The sequence below is a fragment of the Thioclava sp. F36-7 genome, assembly GCF_002020075.1.
Classification (GTDB): domain Bacteria; phylum Pseudomonadota; class Alphaproteobacteria; order Rhodobacterales; family Rhodobacteraceae; genus Thioclava; species Thioclava sediminum.
Genome location: NZ_MPZR01000007.1, coordinates 74,898 through 93,499 on the forward strand (window position 1 = coordinate 74,898; position 18,602 = coordinate 93,499).

At 62.9% G+C, this 18,602-nt stretch carries 15 protein-coding genes; 6 read left to right on the top strand and 9 right to left on the bottom strand.

All coding sequences use genetic code 11. The features are described from left to right. Positions 1 to 168: 168 nt before the first annotated feature. The 4 genes from BMI89_RS13965 to ectA are packed head-to-tail and all read right to left on the bottom strand — an operon-like array spanning position 169 to position 3,930. Positions 169 to 1,599 (bottom strand): aspartate kinase, encoded by a 1,431-nt coding sequence (locus tag BMI89_RS13965; protein ID WP_281478308.1) that lies wholly within the window; start codon positions 1,597 to 1,599, stop codon positions 169 to 171. 10 nt (positions 1,600 to 1,609) lie between these two features. Then, positions 1,610 to 2,011 carry an ectoine synthase gene (locus tag BMI89_RS13970; protein WP_075775937.1) on the bottom strand — a complete coding sequence of 134 codons (402 nt, stop codon included), beginning with the start codon at positions 2,009 to 2,011 and terminating at the stop codon, positions 1,610 to 1,612. Between the two features lie 53 nt (positions 2,012 to 2,064). Further along, complete coding sequence (gene ectB, locus BMI89_RS13975; protein WP_093476885.1) at positions 2,065 to 3,351, bottom strand: diaminobutyrate--2-oxoglutarate transaminase; 1,287 nt, start codon at positions 3,349 to 3,351, stop codon at positions 2,065 to 2,067. A 48-nt stretch (positions 3,352 to 3,399) separates the two neighbouring features. Next, the gene (ectA, locus tag BMI89_RS13980) at positions 3,400 to 3,930 is read right to left on the bottom strand and encodes a diaminobutyrate acetyltransferase (protein ID WP_232621702.1); all 531 of its coding nucleotides are present in this window, start codon (positions 3,928 to 3,930) and stop codon (positions 3,400 to 3,402) included. Positions 3,931 to 4,183: 253 nt separating this feature from the next. Here ectA and BMI89_RS13985 point away from each other — a divergent pair, with 253 nt between their 5' ends. Then, positions 4,184 to 4,663, top strand: a complete 480-nt coding sequence (locus BMI89_RS13985) for a MarR family transcriptional regulator (protein WP_078522117.1) — start codon at positions 4,184 to 4,186, stop codon at positions 4,661 to 4,663. Here the strand turns inward: BMI89_RS13985 and BMI89_RS13990 are convergent, their stop codons facing one another. Continuing rightward, a complete protein-coding gene (locus tag BMI89_RS13990; RefSeq protein WP_078571399.1) occupies positions 4,664 to 5,449 on the bottom strand; it encodes a metallophosphoesterase family protein in 786 nt (261 codons plus the stop codon). Beyond that, positions 5,446 to 6,531, bottom strand: coding sequence for a diacylglycerol kinase family protein (locus BMI89_RS13995; RefSeq protein ID WP_078571401.1), 1,086 nt, complete (start codon positions 6,529 to 6,531; stop codon positions 5,446 to 5,448). The genes BMI89_RS13990 and BMI89_RS13995 overlap by 4 nt, the downstream gene beginning before the upstream one ends. A 249-nt stretch (positions 6,532 to 6,780) precedes the next feature. On the opposite strand from BMI89_RS13995, the gene BMI89_RS14000 reads away from it, so the two are divergent. The 3 genes from BMI89_RS14000 (at position 6,781) to BMI89_RS14010 (ending at position 9,885) form a co-directional block, all read left to right on the top strand. Further along, positions 6,781 to 7,788: an ABC transporter substrate-binding protein gene (locus BMI89_RS14000; RefSeq protein ID WP_078571402.1), complete on the top strand. Its 1,008-nt coding sequence runs from the start codon at positions 6,781 to 6,783 to the stop codon at positions 7,786 to 7,788. A 92-nt stretch (positions 7,789 to 7,880) separates the two neighbouring features. Beyond that, a complete protein-coding gene (locus BMI89_RS14005) occupies positions 7,881 to 8,792 on the top strand; it encodes a proline/glycine betaine ABC transporter permease (RefSeq protein WP_078571404.1) in 912 nt (303 codons plus the stop codon). After that, complete coding sequence (locus BMI89_RS14010) at positions 8,785 to 9,885, top strand: glycine betaine/L-proline ABC transporter ATP-binding protein (protein ID WP_078571405.1); 1,101 nt, start codon at positions 8,785 to 8,787, stop codon at positions 9,883 to 9,885. The genes BMI89_RS14005 and BMI89_RS14010 overlap by 8 nt, the downstream gene beginning before the upstream one ends. Before the next feature lie 50 nt (positions 9,886 to 9,935). Here the strand turns inward: BMI89_RS14010 and BMI89_RS14015 are convergent, their stop codons facing one another. After that, the gene (locus BMI89_RS14015; RefSeq protein ID WP_078571407.1) at positions 9,936 to 10,238 is read right to left on the bottom strand and encodes a hypothetical protein; all 303 of its coding nucleotides are present in this window, start codon (positions 10,236 to 10,238) and stop codon (positions 9,936 to 9,938) included. Positions 10,239 to 10,556: 318 nt separating this feature from the next. Between BMI89_RS14015 and BMI89_RS14020 the strand changes: the two genes are divergently transcribed. Continuing rightward, the gene (locus BMI89_RS14020) at positions 10,557 to 11,777 is read left to right on the top strand and encodes an efflux RND transporter periplasmic adaptor subunit (protein WP_078571408.1); all 1,221 of its coding nucleotides are present in this window, start codon (positions 10,557 to 10,559) and stop codon (positions 11,775 to 11,777) included. Between the two features lie 10 nt (positions 11,778 to 11,787). Beyond that, on the top strand, positions 11,788 to 14,856 hold the full coding sequence (locus BMI89_RS14025) for an efflux RND transporter permease subunit (protein WP_078571410.1): 3,069 nt from the start codon (positions 11,788 to 11,790) through the stop codon (positions 14,854 to 14,856). Between the two features lie 143 nt (positions 14,857 to 14,999). Here the strand turns inward: BMI89_RS14025 and ptsP are convergent, their stop codons facing one another. Both ptsP and BMI89_RS14035 read right to left on the bottom strand, forming a co-directional pair. Continuing rightward, on the bottom strand, positions 15,000 to 17,243 hold the full coding sequence (ptsP, locus tag BMI89_RS14030) for a phosphoenolpyruvate--protein phosphotransferase (RefSeq protein WP_078571412.1): 2,244 nt from the start codon (positions 17,241 to 17,243) through the stop codon (positions 15,000 to 15,002). A gap of 40 nt (positions 17,244 to 17,283) precedes the next feature. Beyond that, on the bottom strand, positions 17,284 to 18,537 hold the full coding sequence (locus BMI89_RS14035; RefSeq protein ID WP_078521836.1) for an aspartate kinase: 1,254 nt from the start codon (positions 18,535 to 18,537) through the stop codon (positions 17,284 to 17,286). Positions 18,538 to 18,602 lie beyond the last annotated feature (65 nt).

The window sequence follows — 18,602 nt, forward strand, 5'->3', positions numbered from 1 at the left end:
CATGGCCGTCCGCGTTTCTGCACGTTGCGTGATAAGAACTAGACTTACCCAAGGATACGGCAACCGCCGGAGCGTGGTTCAAAGCCCAACTGGGACGGGTTGTCGCAGCCAAAGAAAAAAGCCCGCACGGAGATCCGCACGGGCTTCATCAGTTCAATGTCGCTTATTTCAGGCGACTTGTTTGAGGGCGCTTTCTTCCGGGATGAACTCCTCATGGAGCGCCTTGATAACGGGTTTCAGATCACCGCGTTCGAGCACGAATTGCACATCGACATTGCGCGGACCTTGGGTCGCGCCGAGGCTTTCCATGCCGTCCTTGGCGATTGCCTGCAGACCCCGGGTCAGAACCGAGAGGCCCTTCAGGTCACGCCCGATGACCGAAGCCATCGAAAGCATCCGGGCCGAGATTTCCGCCGACGGGTAGATTTCGCAGAGGTCTTTCTCGACCTTCTGGAGCACTTCGATCGGCGCGTCGACATAGTGGGTGATCGTGTTCGCGTTCGACGCTTTCGACACGATGCGCACGCCATGACGCGTCAGCACTTCGAGGATTTTGGCGTCATAACCCTTCACGCCGACCATGTCCTGTTCGAACACTTCCAGCGCGATGATATCGAGGCCGGTCACCATCTCGACCGCCGCTTCCTTGGCAGGCTTGTCGTCGATCAGCGTGCCCGGATCGCCCGGGTCGAACGCGTTGGTGACGCGCAGCGGAACGTCCGCCTGGCGCAGGGTCTTGGCGGCTTTCGGGTGGATCGCCTCCATGCCCATGTTCGACATCTGGTCGGCCACGTCATAGTTGGTGTGACCCAGCTTGCGCACCTTGCCTTCGCCCACCAGCTTCGGGTCGGCAGAGGACAGGTGGAATTCCTTATGGATGATCGCCTCGCGCGCGCCGGTGAGGGCTGCGAGCATCGAGAAGGTCACCTCGGAATAGCCACGGTCGAATTCCCGCATCAGGCCTTCGGCGCATTGCGCATAGCCCGTCACGATCGGCATTTCGGACGCAGGGTCGACATCCTTCATCGCCCCCATGATCCGGCCTTCGAGGTCGTGATCGGTCTCGTCGCGCCAACCGGAGAGGTCGACGAGACGTGCGTTCACGCCGTTGCGCTGCAGCAGGAGCGTGGTGACGAAGGCCGAATGCGCCTCGCCCAGACCCGACAGCAATTCGCGGATCTGCAGCATGTGCTGCGAGAGGCGGAAGTGCCCGTAGGAGCACAGGCGCTGCAGGTCGATCAGGCAGTTGCGCGCGCCTTCGATACGCTCACGCACGAATTCGGTGGCCTGCGCGATGTCGCCCGGATGCGTCAGCACGCTCTCATGAGCTTCGACCATCGCCGACGAGACGCGGCTCAGCGCCTCGTGCCAGCCATGTTCGCTATCGGCCTTGGCGAATTGCGCATAGACGCCCGCCTCGCCCGACTTCTTATGTTCGAGCAGCAGATTGGTGATGCCACCAAACGCAGAGACGACGAAAATGCGGTTGTAAAGATCGGCGCCCTTGCGGTCTCCGATGAACAGCGTGTCGAGCAGCTCGTCCACGCGGCTCATCGAGGTTCCGCCGATCTTTTCGACTGTGTGATTCTGGTGGGTCAATTTGGCCCCCTTACGAATTTTCCAGTTCTTCGGCCGGCGCATACGAGCCGTCCTCACGGTGAACTTCGTTGCCGGTCACCGGCGGGTTGAAGCAGCAGGCCATGACGAGGTCTTCGTCACCCGCGACGAGGCGGTGATGGTCATGCAGGTTCAGCGCATACATGACACCCGGCTTGATTTCGTGGCGCGTGCCGTTGTCGAGCTCGGTGATGTGGCCGTTGCCCGAGATGCAGTAGACGCTCTCGAAATGGTGCTTGTAGTGGAACGTGTGATCCGAACCGGCCTTCAGCGTGGTGATGTGGAAGCTGAAGCCCATCTTGTCGTCGGCGAGCAGCATGCGCACGCTGCTCCAATCGGCGTCGGACACGTCGCGGTCGGTGTTTTTAAGCTTGTTGAAATCACGAACGATCATGTGATGTGTCTCCGTATCTGAATTTCTTGGTCGCTGGGGGAGGCAGCGGCGGATTACTCCGCCGCGATGTCCGTGCGCTCGCCGGTCACCTCGGTGGCGGCTTCGCGCAGGATCTCCAGCCCCTTGCGGAATTGTTCCATCGGCGTGGTCAGCGGTGCGAGGACCTTCACGACCTGGTCGTCATTGCCCGAGGTCTCGATCACGAGACCTTTTTCGAAGCAGCGACCGCAGATCGCCGAAGCCAGTTCGCCGGTGCCGACATCGACACCCTGCATCAGGCCACGGCCCTTGAGGAAGGCACCCGGCACGAGATCGGCCACAGCGGCCAGACCTTCACGCAGGACGTCCGATTTCACGGCCAGTTCCTTCTGGAACTTGTCGTCGGCCCAGAACTTCTCGATCGCCACGGTGGCGGTCACGAAGGCATGGGTGTTGCCGCGGAAGGTACCGTTATGCTCGGCCGGGCCGAACACGTCGTAGTCGGGACGCACCAGAACCAGCGCCATCGGCATGCCGAAGCCCGAGATCGACTTCGCCTGGGTCACGACGTCCGGCATCACGTCCATCTCCTCGAAGGAGAAGAAGGTGCCGGTGCGGCCGCAGCCAGCCTGAATGTCGTCGATGATGAACAGCGCACCGTGCTTGCGGGCGACTTGCTCGACGCCTTTCACGAATTCCGGGCTTGCGGCGTTGAGACCGCCCTCGCCCTGAACCGTCTCCAGCATGATCGCCGCCGGAGCGTCGATACCGCCCGAGGCGTCCGAGAGCATCTGGTCGAGCAGCGCGACCGAATCCACACCATCGGCATAGGCGTCATAGGGCATGCGGGTCACGCCATGCGTGTCCATGCCGGCGCCACCGCGGTGGTAGCCGTTACCGGTCGCCGCCAGCGCACCCATGGTCACGCCATGGAAGCCGTTGGTGAAGGCGATGATGTTGGTGCGACCGGTCGCCTTGCGCGCGATCTTCATCGCGGCTTCGACGGCATTCGCACCGGTCGGGCCGATGAACATCAGCTTATGGTCCATGCCGCGCGGCGCGAGGATGTGCTCCTCGAACGCGCTCAGGAACTTGGCCTTGCTGTCGGTGTGCAGGTCGAGCGCGTGACCCATCTTGTTCTCGGTCAGGTGCTCGATCAGCGCCTGCTTCATGTCCGGGTCGTTATGCCCGTAGTTCAGCGACGAGCAACCGGCGAGGAAGTCGATATAGGTGTTGCCCTCGGCGTCGGTCAGCTCCGAGCCTTGCGCGCTGGTGAAAACGGTATCGAAGCCACGGCAGTAGGAGCGGGCCTCAGATTCGCGTTGGGTAAAGATCGTCTTATCCGTCGAATGAACGGTCATGGGGGACTCCATAGAATTGGGGGAATGAGGAGGGTGCGCGGCCTGAGATCAGGCGGCGGCACGCGCCTCCTCGGGGAAGGTGATGGTGACCATATGCTCGGTCGAGGCGTGGCCGTCGAAATGGTCTTCTTCGTGGAAGTGCGCCTCATCGGTCAGCTCGCCGCCCATCGAACGTGCGAAGGAGCGGAAGAGCGCCCAGCTCGCTTCGTTGCTTTCGGTGATGGTCGTCTTCAGCTTGGTGCAGTCTTCGGCGACGTCGCGCTGGATGAGGTGGCGCAGCATGCGCTTGCCAAGGCCAAGACCGCGTGCGTCGGGGGAAACAGCCACTTGCCACACGAAGAACGTGTCCGGCTCGGACGGGGCGATGTAGCCCGAAATCCAGCCGACGACTTCGCCTTCGCGCTCGACGAGGACACAGGTGTCCCCGAAGTGATCGCACTGCAGAAGGTTGCAATACATCGAATTTTCATCAAGCGGCTTGCAGCGGCGGATCAGCTTCCAGATTTCGCTGCCGTCTTCGGACTCCGGCTTACGGAAGACCAGTTTAGAACCCTTCTTGATCGACTCGACTTGCGGCACGGTTCTTTCCTCTCGTTTGCTTCGGTAGCCTAAGTAGTTCATGTGGTCGAAAATTTCAACCACCTAACTAATGGAACCCGGAAAAGTTCCGTTCATAGCCTTATATTCTTGCTTATAAGCCCTAAATACCATTAGCATGACAAAGCAAATGAGTAAAAACGAACACGATAAGCTTAGCAAAGCCAAGCAATTGCAGAGCACGGAACTCTCTGCGATACTGGGTCGTCTTGATAAAAAAGGGGCCCGCCGCCTGATGGAGCGTGTCGATACGAGCCTGATCGCTTTGCGTAGAATCCTGCGCGCGACCGAAATGTTCGGCCGCGACTTGGCCAAGGCTGCCGGGCTGACGCCTGCGCAGTTCCGGGTCCTTCAGGTGATTTCCGAAAAAGGTTGGTCCACCCCGAAGGCGATCGCGCAACGCATGGGCGTGAGTCAGGCGACGATGACGGCGCTGATCGACAAGCTCGAGCGCAAGGGCATGGTGACCCGTCAGCGTTCCGAGCGGGATCGTCGTCAGACCGACATCGTGATTACCGAACTCGGCGCGAGCGCGATCGACGAGGCCCCCGACGCGCTGCAACAGATTTTCGTGCGCCGTTTCGAGGCGCTGGAAGATTGGGAGCAGGCGCAGATCATCGCCTCGCTCGAGCGTGTGGCCTCGATGCTCGACGCGCATGACATCGACGCGGCGCCGGTTCTGGACTGGGGCGATATCTCGGGCAAGCCGAACTGATCAGCCTTTGACCCAAGCCCCATCGGGGCCCCGCGTGAATTCGTCGGCCCCGATTGGCTCGAAGCTCATGTCGCGCGCGCCGTACAGCGTGATCGACAGAGCGTCGCGCCCCCCTTCAATAACATTGAACGTATTGGGCTCGCCGCGCAGACGCGAGGACAGGCCCGTCCCCGCCTGCACGAACAGGATGCCCGGCACCGCCGAGAAAGGCGCCACCGATCCGGTGTGCAGATGCCCCGACAGCACGAGATCCGCGCCGCAGTCCGACATGCCCTCCAACGCATCCCCTGCCCCGTCCATGAGCGCCTTGTCGACCTCGGGCCCATGTTCGAGCGGATGGTGCATCACCGCGATTCGCAGCCTCTCGCCCGCCTCGCCGAATTCCCGACACAGCCGGGAGATCGTGCGGTCAGGCACCTTGCCGCGCTGCCAGGCGAAACGGTTCACGGTGTTCACGCCGACCGCCTTGAGGTGATCGGTCTCGAAAACCGGCTCCAGATTATGATTGATCGCGGATTTGTAGCGCCCGAAGGGTTTGAGCATCCGTAGGAAGAGATTGTCGAGCGGTGTGTCATGGTTCCCGGGCACCGAAAGGGTCTCGCTTTCGATCTGCTCGACGAACAACCGCGCCTGCGCGAACTGGCCGCGCCGGGCGCGCTGCGTGAAGTCCCCGGAGATCACCGTCAGATCCGGCGCGAGCCGGTTCACCGCTGTCAGCAGCGGCGCCTCGAGCTCGGGCAGGCTGCGCCCGAAATGCAGATCGGAAAGGTGAACGATACGGGTCATGCGTTAGCGTCTTGGGTCTCGGCGTCCGTGTCCTTGGCTGGCAGTACGATCCAGAGCGGCGCGTCGGACATCTTGAAGCGGAACGGGCTTTCTTCGCGGCACTTCTCGCCGTCGAAGGCCAGCAGGCCGCGCCCGCGGGCGGTTTCGATCTCGAAGGATTTCGCGCGGATCAATTCGTAATCCTCGCCCTGTTTGGTTTTACGCCGCACCAGCCGCGACGACAGGCGGAAGAGGTCGCGGCGGCTCTGCGCCTTCGCGACCAGCACGGCGAAAGCGTCGTCGCTGATGACCGTCGCCCCGTCGAGTCCGAAGAAATCGAGCTGATAGGCCGAGCGCGCGATGAAGACGAGCGCGGTGCGACGGTTCCTGGTCTCCCCGTCCGCCGTAATTTTCAGCCGCATCGGGCGCTGGAAGCGCAGGAAGGTCTTGACGACCGACCAATGCGCAACGATCCGGCGACGGCCCCAGCGGGCGTAAATATCTTCGCGCGCCTTGAGGATCGACGGGTAGATCCCAAGCGACGCGTTGTTCAGGAACACCTGCCCGTTCACCTCGCCGACCCGGATCGGATGTGCATTGCCTTCGCGGATCGCGCGCGCCGCCTCCTCCGGATCCTCGGAGAGGCGCAGGCCGCGCGCGAAGAAGTTGAACGTGCCGAGCGGCAGCACCGCCATCGGCACCTCCTGTCCCACCAGCGCGCCCGCGACGGCCATGGCAGTGCCGTCGCCGCCCGCCGCGACGATCATCTCCGCACCGTCGTCGAGCGCCTTGCGGACGGTCGCCACAATGTCGCTTTCCGGGGACCACCGGTAAAGCGACGCACCGTCACCAAGCGCATCCATCGCGCGGCGGATCGCCTCTTCATCTTTCGCGTTGCCACCCGAAGAGGGGTTCGCGATCAGCGCGACCGCCTGCCGCCGCAATGCGACGCTTGGCTCCGGCGGGGTGCCATTCGTCAATTTTTCATCGCCCTTTTCGTCATTCAACCCGGACTGGAGCGCGGATTTCGCGTCTCGATCCACGAGGCTTTCAGGCCCCGTATCATTCTCCGGTTTGACGGAATCCTTCGGCTCGGCAGTCATGATGTCACCTCTTCGTCGCGGCTGTAACGCCGCAGGGAGGTGGAAAGGTCCGTGAAAAGGTTGCGCCTCGGGACTTGGTTATTTACGACATAGAGTGTCGGAATTTGGCAAGTCTTGCGACCGTTATCGCGTGAGCGTGACTGTGCGAAGATTCCAACCTGGGGAAAAACCGGGACTTAACGCGACCGATATCACGGCGGCAGCCCGCGCGGATCGCTTCAATCAAAGCTGCCACAACAGGAGAACTGTATGAACAAGAAAGCGCTTGCTGCGTTACTGACGGCACTGCCGCTGGCGACCTTCTCGGCGCCCGCCTTCGCCGCCGATGGCGAATGTGGTTCCGTTACCGAAGCCGAAATGAACTGGGCTTCGGCCGGGGTCGCTGCTTGGGTCGACAAGATCATTCTCGAAAACGGCTACGGCTGTGACGTGACGCTGGTGACCGGCGACACGATGCCCACCTTCACCTCGATGAACGAGAAGGGCGAGCCCGACATCGCACCCGAGCTTTGGGTGAACGCGGTGAAGGTCGCGCTCGACAAGGCCGTCAGCGAAGATCGCCTCGTGATCGCTGCCGAAATCCTCAAGGATGGCGGCGAAGAAGGCTGGTGGATCCCGAAATACGTCGCCGACGAGCACCCCGAGATCAAGACGGTCGACGATGCGCTGGCGCATCCCGATCTGTTCCCCGATCCGGAAGAACCCTCGATCGGTGGCGTCTACAACTGCCCGTCGGGATGGAACTGCCAGATCTCGACCGCGAACCGCTTCAAGGCTCACAAGGCCGAGGAGAAGGGCTTCAAGCTGGTCGACACCGGTTCGGCTGCGGGCCTCGACGGCTCGATCGCCAATGCCTACGAGTCCAAGAAGGGCTGGCTGGGCTACTACTGGGCCCCGACCGCGATCCTCGGCAAATACCCGATGGTCAAGCTCGACGCGGGCGTCGAGGGCGACAAGGAAGCCTGGGACAAGTGCAACTCGCAGGCCGATTGCGTCGATCCCAAGCCCAACGCCTACCCGACTTCGGACGTGTACACGGTCGTGACCAAGGGGTTCGCCGAGAACAACGCAGTTGCGATGGACTACCTTGGCAAGCGTGAATGGTCGAACAAGACCGTGGGCGAATTCCTCGCATGGCAGGCCGACAACCAAGGCACCAACGAGGACACCGCTTACTACTTCCTCGAGAACTATCCGGACGTCTGGAAGGCTTGGCTTTCTGACGATGTGATCAAGAAGGTTGAGGACGCGCTCTGAGCGGGCGATCCGAGATTTTGGCGCGCGTGAGGGGAGCCTCGCGCGCGTTTTCTTTTAACCGGCGCAAATAATCGACCGGAGGACATAACAAGATGGCATCTTCATGCTGGGGCTTGCCGGAACTGATGTGTGAGTTCCCTTCCCTTCCCAACTCCACCCTGCGTCATATGCGCATGGGCATCGACGACGGGTTTCGCGGCATCGTCCGCGCTTATTCCGATCAAATCGACGCGGCCACCCGGCCGCTTCAATGGTTTCTCAACACCCTCGAACACGCCTTCGTGGACACGCCTTGGTTCATCATCTTCGCGCTGATCCTCGTCGTGGTGTGGTTCGCCTCGCGCAATCCGAAGATCGTGCTCGGCTCGTCCATGGGGCTTGCCTTCATCGGCATCTTCGGCCTTTGGGAGGACACGATGACCACCCTCGCGATGGTCACCGTGGCGACGCTGATCGCGATCATCCTCGGCCTGCCGATCGGCATCCTGATGGCGCGCTCGGACCGGATGCAGAAAATCCTGACGCCGGTGCTCGATGTCATGCAGACCATGCCATCCTTCGTCTACCTGATCCCGGTCGTCGTGATCTTCGGTATCGGTAAGGTGCCCGGCGTGATCGCCGTGGTGATTTACGCGATTCCGCCGATGATCCGCCTAACCAATCTGGGCATCCGCCTCGTGGACAAGGAAGTCATCGAAGCCGCGGACGCCTTCGGCGCCAATCCCCGTCAGAAGCTTTGGGGCGTGCAGCTTCCGCTGTCGCTGCCCACGATCATGGCGGGCGTCAACCAGACCATCATGATGGCGCTGGCGATGGTCGTCGTGGCCTCGATGGTCGGCGTTGGTGGCCTCGGTAAAAACGTGCTGCAGGCGATTAACAACCAGTTCTTCACCATCGGCTTCCTGAACGGCTTCGCACTCGTTGCGATCGCGATCATCTTCGACCGCGCGAGCCAGGCGTTCGGCAAGCGGCTGCAGAAACATTCGGAGGCCGGCCATGACTGATGCGACGACCAACACCGATACCGGCAACCGCTCGGGCATCGAGATCCGCAGTCTCTACAAGATCTTCGGGGCGCGCCCCAAGGATTACGTGGAGAAGGTGCAGGCCGGCATGGGCAAGGAAGAGCTCAACGACAAGCACAAGCACGTTCTGGGCCTGCAAGACATCAACCTTACCCTGCCGCCGGGCAAGATCTCGGTGATCATGGGCCTGTCGGGCTCGGGCAAATCGACGCTCATCCGCCACATCAACGGGCTGATCATGCCCACGGCCGGGGAGATCCTCTATAACGGCCGCGACGTGGTTAAGATGAACGAAGAGGAGCTGCGGGAATTCCGTCGCCATGAGACGGCGATGGTGTTCCAGAAGTTCGCCCTTCTGCCGCACCGGACCGTGCTGGAAAACACCTGCTACGGGCTGGATATCCAAGGGGTCGACCGGTCGAAATCGGAACCGATCGCTAAGAAATGGATCGAGCGGGTCGGGCTCGCGGGCTACGAGGACAACTATCCGAACCAGCTCTCGGGCGGGATGCAGCAGCGGGTGGGCCTTGCCCGCGCACTGGCCAACGACGCGGACATCCTTCTGATGGACGAAGCGTTCTCGGCACTCGATCCGCTGATCCGGATGGATATGCAGAAGGTGCTTCTGGACCTGCAGGCCGAGCTGAAGAAGACGATCGTCTTCATCACCCACGACCTCGACGAGGCGCTGCGCCTTGGCGACAAGATCGCCATCCTGCGGGACGGGGCGCTCAATCAGGTCGGCACGGGGCAGGAAATCGTGCTGCGCCCGGCGAATGAATACATCGCCGAGTTCGTGCGCGAGGTGAACCGTGGCCGGGTTATCCGTGCCGAGACCATCGCCTTGCCGCTGCCCGAGGGCGAGTTGCCGAAGATGAAGGTGAAAGCCAGCTCGGTGCTCGAGAAGATCGCGCGCCGGATGGCCGATGCCGAGGTGCGTACGGCGACGGTTGTCGACGCGGCCAACAAGCCGATCGGCATGGTCGACATGACGACGATCCTGACCGCCATGGTGACGCCTGCAAGCGTCGAAGAAGGCGATGACGAGGTCGAGGAAGACAGCGCCGCCTGAAGACTACGGGGTCGCCGCGTCAGCGTGGCGGCCCTGCCCGGCCAGTGCCGTCAGAGCCAGCTGGGTCCACGACGCGACAATCGCGTCATGTTGGCGCTGGTGTGGTTTCCGATCTGCGTGATCGACGCCGAAATCGCCCGATCCGCCGTTTGTCCCCGCAAAAGCGCGAAAGCCGCAGCCTCTGCTGCAGCTGCGACCGCCACGGGCTTTTCCTGCACCATCTGGAGCGATTCAAGCGGGGAGACATCCCAGAGCCCCATCATTCCCGCGACGCGCATCGAAATCACCGCTTGGGCCTCAAAGCCGATCCGCGCGGCCTCGAAGCCGATGCGCATAAAAGACAGGGGATCCATATAAACTCCTAAAACCAGACATCGCTGCAAAGCGACGTCAGGTCGTCAGGATCGCAGGTACAGGTTGAGATAATGCACTCTTCTTCACCGTCGAGCACAGAAAAATCAGATTTTCGCGAGGTGAGCATTCGTGAAGCCCTGTAATTGCTCTGACGCACAGACTTTCCGCCTTGCCTTCACGGCACTGTGACCCATCCTTTTAACGTCACTCGCGTATTGACATGACAAGGACGTGAACCAAATGGTTCAGAAATCGCGCGCAGCTCGGCCGGCGGGGTCGTATTTGCGTGCAAACAGGGATTTTGACGGGACAGCCAAATGATCAAACGCCTCCTCATCGCCCTCGTCGCGCTCATCCTCGTGGTGGGTGGCGTCGTCGGCTACAATCTTTTCCGCTCGAAGATGATCGCGCAGTTCTTCGCAAACATGACACAGCCCCCCGTGGCGGTTTCGGTCAGCGAAGTGAAGCCGATCACCTGGCAGCCGGGCCTCGAGGCGATCGGCACCGCCGCCGCCGTGCGCGGCACCGAACTGGCCGTCGAAATGGGCGGCACGGTGCAGGAGATCCATTTCAAGGCGAATGACAAGGTCGAGAAGGGCCAGGTCCTCATGCAGATCGACGACAGCTCCGAGCGCGCCGATCTGGCCTCGGCCAAGGCCGCGCAGGACCTCGCCGAGACCAATCTCAAGCGCGCGCGCCAGCTTGCCGACCGGGGCGTGTCCGCCACGTCCAATCTCGATCAGGCTGAAGCCAGCGCGCAGGAAGCGCGCGCAAGCGTCGCGAAGCTGCAGGCCGTGCTCGAGAAGAAGCGCCTGACCGCGCCCTTCGCGGGCATCATCGGTATTCCGCAGGTGGAGGTCGGCCAGTATGTCGGCACCGGCACCACCTATGCGACCCTGCAGGATCGCGACCATATGCGCGTCGATTTCACCCTCTCCGAACAGCAGGCGCGTCACGCCGAAGCGGGCCAGACCGTCAAGGTGAAGACCGAGGACGGCTCGGTCGATCTGGAAGGTAAGATCACCGGCATCGAACCCAAGATCGACCCGAATTCGCGGCTCGTGACCCTGCGCGCCGAAGTCCCCAATGGCGAAGGGAAGCTGACGCCCGGCCAGTTCGTCCATGTCACGGTCGTGCTGCCCTCCGAGGACAACGTGATCGCGCTGCCGCAAACGGTGGTGAGCTCCAACCTCTACGGCGACTCGGTCTTCGTGGTGCGCAAGCAAACGCCCGAAGGTGCGGACCAGCCGCAACTGGTGGCCAAGCAGGTCTTCATCACGCTCGGCCGCCGCTCGGGCACGCTCGTCGAAGTGACGAAGGGTCTGAAGGCAGGCGACATGGTCGTCAATGCGGGCCAGAACAAGCTGAACTCCGGCGCGACGGTGAGCATCGACAACGCGATTTCGCCCGATCCCGACGCGCCTTCCACCGAAGAGGTGATGAAAGCCTTCGGCATGGAGGGCAACGCGCAGGCAAACTCCGACGCGACGTCGGACGCCCAATCGGACACGACCTCAGACGGCGCGAAGGCGCAGTAAGGCCAAGCCCATGAACATCTCCGAGATCTTCATCCGCCGCCCCGTCCTGTCGATGGTGCTGGGCGCGTTCATGCTCCTGCTGGGCGCACAGGCGTATTTCAACCTGCCCGTCCGCCAATATCCGGAAGTCGAGGAAACGGTGGTCACGATCACCACCGCCTATCCCGGCGCCTCGCCCGAACTGATTCAGGGCTTCATCACCTCGCCGCTGGCCGCCGCCGTGGCGACTACTGAGAACGTCGATTACGTCACCACCCAGTCGCGGCCCTCGGCCTCGGTCATTTCGGTCCACATGAAGCTCGGGTCGAACTCCGACGCGGCGATGACCGAGGTGCTCTCGAAGGTGCAGCAGGTCAAAGGCCAGCTGCCCTCGGCGGCGAAGGATCCGGTGATCCAGAAGGGCACCGGCCAGACCTTCGCGCTGATGTATCTCGCGGCGCTCAACCCCAACATGACACCCGAGCAGCTGACCGAATATCTGCGCCGGGTGATCCGTCCGCGCATGTCCACGATTCCGGGCGTGGCCCAGACGCAGATCATCGGCGCTTCCGATTACGCGATGCGAGTCTGGATCGATCCGGACAAGCTCGCCGCGCGCGGCGTCACCGCATCGGAAGTCGTGGGCGCGATTCAGGCGTCGAACTTCCTCTCGGCCCCGGGCAAGACGAAGAACGAATACGTCGCCCAGTCGATCACGCTGCAATCCACGCTGCAGACACCCGAAGCCTTCGGCAAGCTGCCGATCTCGGGCAAGGGCGACGACGTGGTGCGGTTGCGCGATGTCGCGAAGATCGAACTTGCCAAAGCCTCCGAGAACGAAATCGTCACCTTCGAGGGCAAGGAGGGCACGTTCCTCGGCGTCTACCCGACGCCCGCAGCCAACCCGCTCGATACGGCGGCGGCAGTGCGCAAGGCGCTGCCCGACATCAACGCCTCGCTCCCCGAAGGGATGAAAATCCAACTGGTCTACGACTCGACCGAGACGATCTCGGCCTCGATCCACGAGGTGTTCAAGACCATCGGCGAAGCGGTCGCCATCGTGACCGTGGTTATCCTGCTGTTCCTCGGGTCGCTGCGCTCGGTGGCGATGCCCATCGTGACGATTCCGCTCTCGCTGATCGGGGTGCTCGCGGTGCTCTTGGCGCTGGGGTACTCGATCAACCTTCTCACATTGCTGGCCATGGTGCTGGCGATCGGCCTCGTCGTCGATGACGCGATCGTGGTGGTGGAGAATATCCACCGACATATCGAAGAGGGGATGAAACCGATCCCGGCCGCCGTGCAGGGCATGAAGGAGATCACCGGGCCGGTCATCGCGATGACGATCACGCTGGCCGCGGTGCTCGCCCCTCTGGGCTTCACCGGCGGGCTGACGGGGCAGTTGTTCCGAGAGTTCGCCTTCGCGCTGGCGGGATCGGTGATCCTGTCGGGGATCATCGCACTGACGATCACGCCGATGATGTCGGGCCGCCTGCTGAGACATGGCGAGTCCAAGGGCTTCCAGGCCTTCGTCGATCGCAATTTCGACCGGCTCTCGGGTTGGTACGGGCGGCGCGTCGATGGCTCGCTCGATCTGCGGGGGATCACCCTTCTCATCGTCGCCTCACTCGTGGGCGTGACCGGGTTCATGCTGATGAACACCAATTCCGAGCTTGCACCGGATGAGGATAACGGTGCGCTCTTCGCGATCCTGAACGGGCCGCGCTACGCGACCAGCGAGTACACCCAGAAATATATCGACCAGGTCGGGCGCGATACGGCCGATATTCCCGAAGTGCGCACCGATTTCTCGATCGCGGGCTTCGGCGGGGACAGCTCTCAGGGCATCTATATCTGGGCGCTCAAGGACTGGGCGGACCGCAACCGCAGCCAGAAGGAAATCCAGCAGGAGATTCAGGGCGATCTCGGCAAATCGACCGGGTTGAAAGGCTTCGCCTTCGCCCCGCCGTCGCTGCCGGGCACCGGGGGCGGCCTGCCGATCTCGGTGGTGATCCAGTCGATCCACTCCGCGAAACGCGTCGCCGAGGTGGCCGAGGAGATCAAGAACAAGGCGCAGGCTTCGGGCAAGTTCATCGTCGTGCAGAACTCGCTCAACTTCGACAGCCCGCAGGTCAATGTCACGATCGACCGCGACCGGGCGGCGGCGCTGAACGTGCCGGTCTCCGATATCGGCTCGACCTTGGGCTTGCTGGTGGGCGAGGCGTCGGTGGCGCAGTTCGACCGCGACTCCAACAGCTACGACATCATCCCGCAGGTGCCGCAACGGTTCCGCGCGAACCCCGAAGAACTGGGCCGCTACTTCGTGCGCTCGTCCTCGGGGGCGATGATACCTCTGTCGTCGCTCGTGAAGATCGACACCGGGGTGAACGCGTCTTCGATCGAACAGTTCGACCAGCTGAACGCGGCCACGATCACGGCACTGCCGCTGCCCGGTGGGTCCACCGGCGAGGGCGTGCAGACCATCGTCGACATCGCCAAGCAGGTGATGCCCGAAGGCTTCTACGTGAACTATTCGGGTCAGTCGCGGATCGAGACGCAGCAGGGCAACACCATCCTGATCGCCTTCGCGGCGGCCGTGCTGGTGATCTACCTCGTGCTCGCCGCGCAGTTCGAGAGCTTCCGCGACCCCTTCATCATCATGATGACAGTGCCGCTGACGATCTTCGGGGCTGTGCTGCCGCTGAACCTCGGGTTGGGCACGCTCAACATCTATTCCGAGGTGGGGTTGATCACGCTGGTCGGCCTGATCACGAAACACGGTATCCTGATGGTCGAGTTCGCCAATCAGCAGCGCGAGCAGTCGGGCCTCACCCGTCGGCAGGCGATCGTGAAGGCCGCGCAGACCCGCCTGCGTCCGATCCTGATGACCACCGCCGCAATGGCGCTGGCCGTGGTGCCGCTGATCCTCGCGCAAGGCGCGGGCGCAGAGGCGCGCAAGGCGATGGGCCTCGTGATCTTCTCGGGGATCCTGATCGGGACGATGTTCACGCTGTTCGTGGTGCCGATGTTCTACACGTTCATCGCGCCCTCGGATAAATCCTTCAAGGAAGCCGAGGCGAAGCGTCTGGCCGCAGGCTGACGCATGAAGACAAGGCTGGGGGCTTCGCGCCCCCAGACCCCCGCGGGATATTTGGGCCAAGGCGAAGTGTCAGAGCTTCGCCTTGGCCCAATTCATTTTGATCGTGAATTTCGGAGGAAAGAGGGGCAACGCCCCTGCCCCGCTCAGAGATGCGCGAGGTAGCTCGTCACGGCGGGGCGCACGCTGGATTGGCCAGCATTGCGCGCCTGCTGGATCACCTGCCGCAGCTCGCCCAGATCGGCGCGGCGGATCAGGTGTTTGACCGGGCCGATCGACGCAGGCCGCATCGAGAGCGTACGGATGCCGAGCGCCGCGAAGGTCAGCGACTCGATCGGGCGGCCCGCATCCTCGCCGCAGAAGCTGAGTTGGGTGTCCGAGACCGCACAGCGGGCGATGATCCGTTCGAGGAAGTTCAGGAACGACCCGTCGAGCGTATCGTAGCGGCGGCGCACCCGTTCGTTCTCGCGGTCGGCCGCGAAGAAGAACTGCTTCAGGTCGTTGCCGCCGATCGAGATGAAATCGCAATCGCGGTAGAAGCTATCGGGCGCAAACCCGAGGCTCGGGGTTTCCAGCATCGCGCCGATGCGCAGCTCCTCGGGCACGGGGCGGCCCATCTGCGCCTCGCGGTCGCGGACCCGCAGCAGCGTGTCGCGCGCGGCGTAGAATTCCTCAGGCAGCGCGATGAAGGGGAACATGATCGAAGTCGGGCGGCCGTCGGCGGCGCGCAGCAGCGCCTGCAGCTGCATCCGCAGAATCCCCGGCTTGTCGAGCCCCACCCTCAGCGCGCGCCAGCCCATCGCGGGGTTCGGCTCGTCCTGCGGCTTCATGTAGGGCACGACCTTGTCGGAGCCGATATCGAGCGTACGGAAATTCACCCGCTTGCCGTCGGCGGCATCCATCACCCGCTTGTAGAGCTGCACGAGTTCGTTGCGGCGCGGGACCTTGGTGCGGGTCAGGAATTGCAGCTCGGTGCGGAACAGGCCCACCCCATCAGCGCCGGAGCCCTTCAGTGAAGGCAGATCCGCCATCAGCCCCGCATTCATCATCAGCGAGACGGTCTGGCCCGATTTGTCTATCGCGGGCTGGTCGCGCAGCGAGGCATAGCGTTTCTGCGCCTCCGCCTGCATCGCGATCTTGTCGCGGAACGCATGGGCCACGCTTTCCTCGGGCCGCAGATGCACCACGCCCTGATCGCCGTCGACGAGGATCGGATCGCCGTTCAACGCCTCGGCGGTGATCCGGCCCGCATGGATCACCAGCGGGATCGAGAGCGCGCGGGTGACAATCGCGGCATGCGAGCCGACCGAGCCCTCCTCCAGCACCACGCCCTTGAGCTTGCGGTCGTAATCGAGCAGTTCCGCCGGGCCGATATTGCGCGCCACCAGCACCGGGTTCTCCGGCATCTCGGCCCCGGTATCGCTGCCCTGCCCCGTCAGTTGCCGCAGCAGGCGGTTCGACAGGTCGTCGAGATCGTTGAGCCGTTCGCGCAGGTAGGGATCGGGCGCCTTGCGCATCCGGTCGCGCGCGGCGTTCTGTTCCTTCTCGACTGCGGCTTCGGCAGAAAGACCCGCGGTGATGTCTTCCAGCATCCGCCGCTTCCAGCCCTTCGAGGCCGCGAGCATCTTGAAGGTCTCCAGCACCTGCCGCTGATCCTTGTCGATCAGGGTCGGGCTGGCCAGCATCTCGTCGATCTTGCCGCGCAGTTCGGTGATCGCCTCTTCGAGCCGCGCAGCCTCGGCCTCGGGGTCTTCGGCCACCGGGTTGGTCACGACGACGCGCGGCTCGTGCAGCCAGACGCGGCCCTCGGCGGCGCCCTCCTGTCCCGTCGCGCCGCGGAACATGACCGGGAAGCGATGCGTCGCGCCGATCTCGGAATTCTCGCCGCCGGTGAAAGCGCCGAGTTCGGTCATTTCCGCCAGCACCATCGCGACGACCTCGAGCCCGTAAAGTTCATCATCCGAGAAGCTGCGCTCGTCCTTCGACTGCACGACCAACACGCCCAGCTTCTCGCCCACGCGCTGGATCGGCACGCCGACGAAGCTGGAATAGATCTCTTCGCCCGTCTCCGGCATGTAGCGGAAGCCCGGCTCGGAAGGCGCATCGGCGGAGTTGATCGGCCGGCCCGACCGCGCCACGCGGCCCACGAGACCCTCGCCCAGCCGCATCCGCGTGTGGTGGACAGCCTCTGCCTTCAGGCCCTCGGTCGCGCACAGCTCGAGCGTTTCGGGATCGCGGAACAGGTAGATCGAGCACACTTCGGTGCCCATCGAATCCGCAATGATCTGCGTGATGTGATTGAGCCGGTCCTGCCCGTCGCCCTCCGTGGCCAGCGTATCGCGCAGGCGTCGCAACAGCGTGCGACTATCACTTTCGCTCAGTTCCACCATCCGCGCAGGTTGCCCCTGTTGCTGCGGCCCTTCGGGTTACTCAGGCCTTGTCGAGTTCGAAGGCATCATGCAGGGCCTGAACCGCCAGTTCCAGATATTTGCGGTCGACCAGCACCGAAATCTTGATTTCCGACGTAGCGATAACCTTGATGTTGACGTTTTCAGCGGCAAGCGCCTTGAACATCTTCGCCGCGACCCCCGCATGGGAGCGCATACCGATGCCCACGACGGAAATCTTTGCCACGTCTTCATCGGCGACCAGCTCGTCGAATTTGATCAGCCCGGCGTCGCGCGCGTCTTCCATCGCCTTGCGGGCGCGGGCGACCTGATTGACCGGGCAGGAGAAGGTCATGTCGGTGACCTTGACCTCGTGTTCGGCCTGACGCTCGGAGATGTTCTGGACGATCATGTCGACATTCACCCCCGCATCCGCGAGCGGCCCGAAGATCGCGCTGGCGATGCCGGGGCGGTCTTCGACCGTCACGAGGGTCATTTTCGCTTCGTCGCGAGAAAAGGCGACGCCGGAGACAACTTTCGATTCCATGATTTTATCCTCGTCGCAGACCAGAGTGCCCGAATTCTCCGTGGTTTCCTCGAAGGAGCTTAGCACGCGCAGCGGCACCTTGTAGCGCATCGCGAGCTCGACCGAGCGGGTTTGCAGAACCTTCGCCCCGAGGCTCGCGAGTTCCAGCATCTCCTCGAAGGCGATGCGGTCGAGCTTGCGCGCCTTGGAGGAGACGCGCGGGTCGGTGGTGTAGATGCCGTCGACATCGGTGTAGATGTCGCAACGCTCCGCGCCGAACGCGGCGGCGAAGGCCACGGCGGTCGTGTCGGAGCCGCCCCGGCCGAGCGTGGTGATCCGGTTCTCCGGCGAAAGCCCCTGGAAGCCCGCGATCACCGCGACCTTGAAGCCTTCGGAGAATTTCTGGTCGAGATTTTCGCGCGGGATCGACACGAAGCGCGCTGCGCCATGCGCCGAGGTCGTGTTGATCGGCACCTGCCAGCCCTGCCAGCTGCGCGCGGAGACACCCATCTCCTGCAGGCGCAGCGACATCAGACCGGCCGTGATATTCTCGCCCGAGGCGACCACGGCGTCATATTCGCGCGCGTCATAGAGCGGCGAAGTGGTCTCGACCCAGTTGACGAGTTCATTGGTCTTGCCCGACATCGCCGAGACAATCACGATCACATCGTAACCGCGTTCGACTTCGCGCTTCACCTTTTCGGCAGCGTTGGCGATCCGGTCGAGATCGGCGACGGAAGTGCCGCCGAATTTCATCACCAGAATGGGCATGGAAATCCCCCTTGGGCAGAGTCGGGCCTCTGCTAGCTCAAGCCGTTGGGCCGCGCAAGAGATTT

What these genes read in the sequence shown, in the direction of transcription:
- BMI89_RS13970 (WP_075775937.1), bottom strand. Translation starts at nt 2,011, where the DNA reads ATGATCGTTCGTGATTTCAACAAGCTTAAAAACACCGACCGCGACGTG.
- ectB (WP_093476885.1), bottom strand. Translation starts at nt 3,351, where the DNA reads ATGACCGTTCATTCGACGGATAAGACGATCTTTACCCAACGCGAATCT.
- BMI89_RS13985 (WP_078522117.1), top strand. Translation starts at nt 4,184, where the DNA reads ATGGAGCGTGTCGATACGAGCCTGATCGCTTTGCGTAGAATCCTGCGC.
- BMI89_RS13990 (WP_078571399.1), bottom strand. Translation starts at nt 5,449, where the DNA reads ATGACCCGTATCGTTCACCTTTCCGATCTGCATTTCGGGCGCAGCCTG.
- BMI89_RS13995 (WP_078571401.1), bottom strand. Translation starts at nt 6,531, where the DNA reads ATGACTGCCGAGCCGAAGGATTCCGTCAAACCGGAGAATGATACGGGG.
- BMI89_RS14000 (WP_078571402.1), top strand. Translation starts at nt 6,781, where the DNA reads ATGAACAAGAAAGCGCTTGCTGCGTTACTGACGGCACTGCCGCTGGCG.
- BMI89_RS14005 (WP_078571404.1), top strand. Translation starts at nt 7,881, where the DNA reads ATGGCATCTTCATGCTGGGGCTTGCCGGAACTGATGTGTGAGTTCCCT.
- BMI89_RS14010 (WP_078571405.1), top strand. Translation starts at nt 8,785, where the DNA reads ATGACTGATGCGACGACCAACACCGATACCGGCAACCGCTCGGGCATC.
- BMI89_RS14015 (WP_078571407.1), bottom strand. Translation starts at nt 10,238, where the DNA reads ATGGATCCCCTGTCTTTTATGCGCATCGGCTTCGAGGCCGCGCGGATC.
- BMI89_RS14020 (WP_078571408.1), top strand. Translation starts at nt 10,557, where the DNA reads ATGATCAAACGCCTCCTCATCGCCCTCGTCGCGCTCATCCTCGTGGTG.
- BMI89_RS14025 (WP_078571410.1), top strand. Translation starts at nt 11,788, where the DNA reads ATGAACATCTCCGAGATCTTCATCCGCCGCCCCGTCCTGTCGATGGTG.
- ptsP (WP_078571412.1), bottom strand. Translation starts at nt 17,243, where the DNA reads ATGGTGGAACTGAGCGAAAGTGATAGTCGCACGCTGTTGCGACGCCTG.
- BMI89_RS14035 (WP_078521836.1), bottom strand. Translation starts at nt 18,537, where the DNA reads ATGCCCATTCTGGTGATGAAATTCGGCGGCACTTCCGTCGCCGATCTC.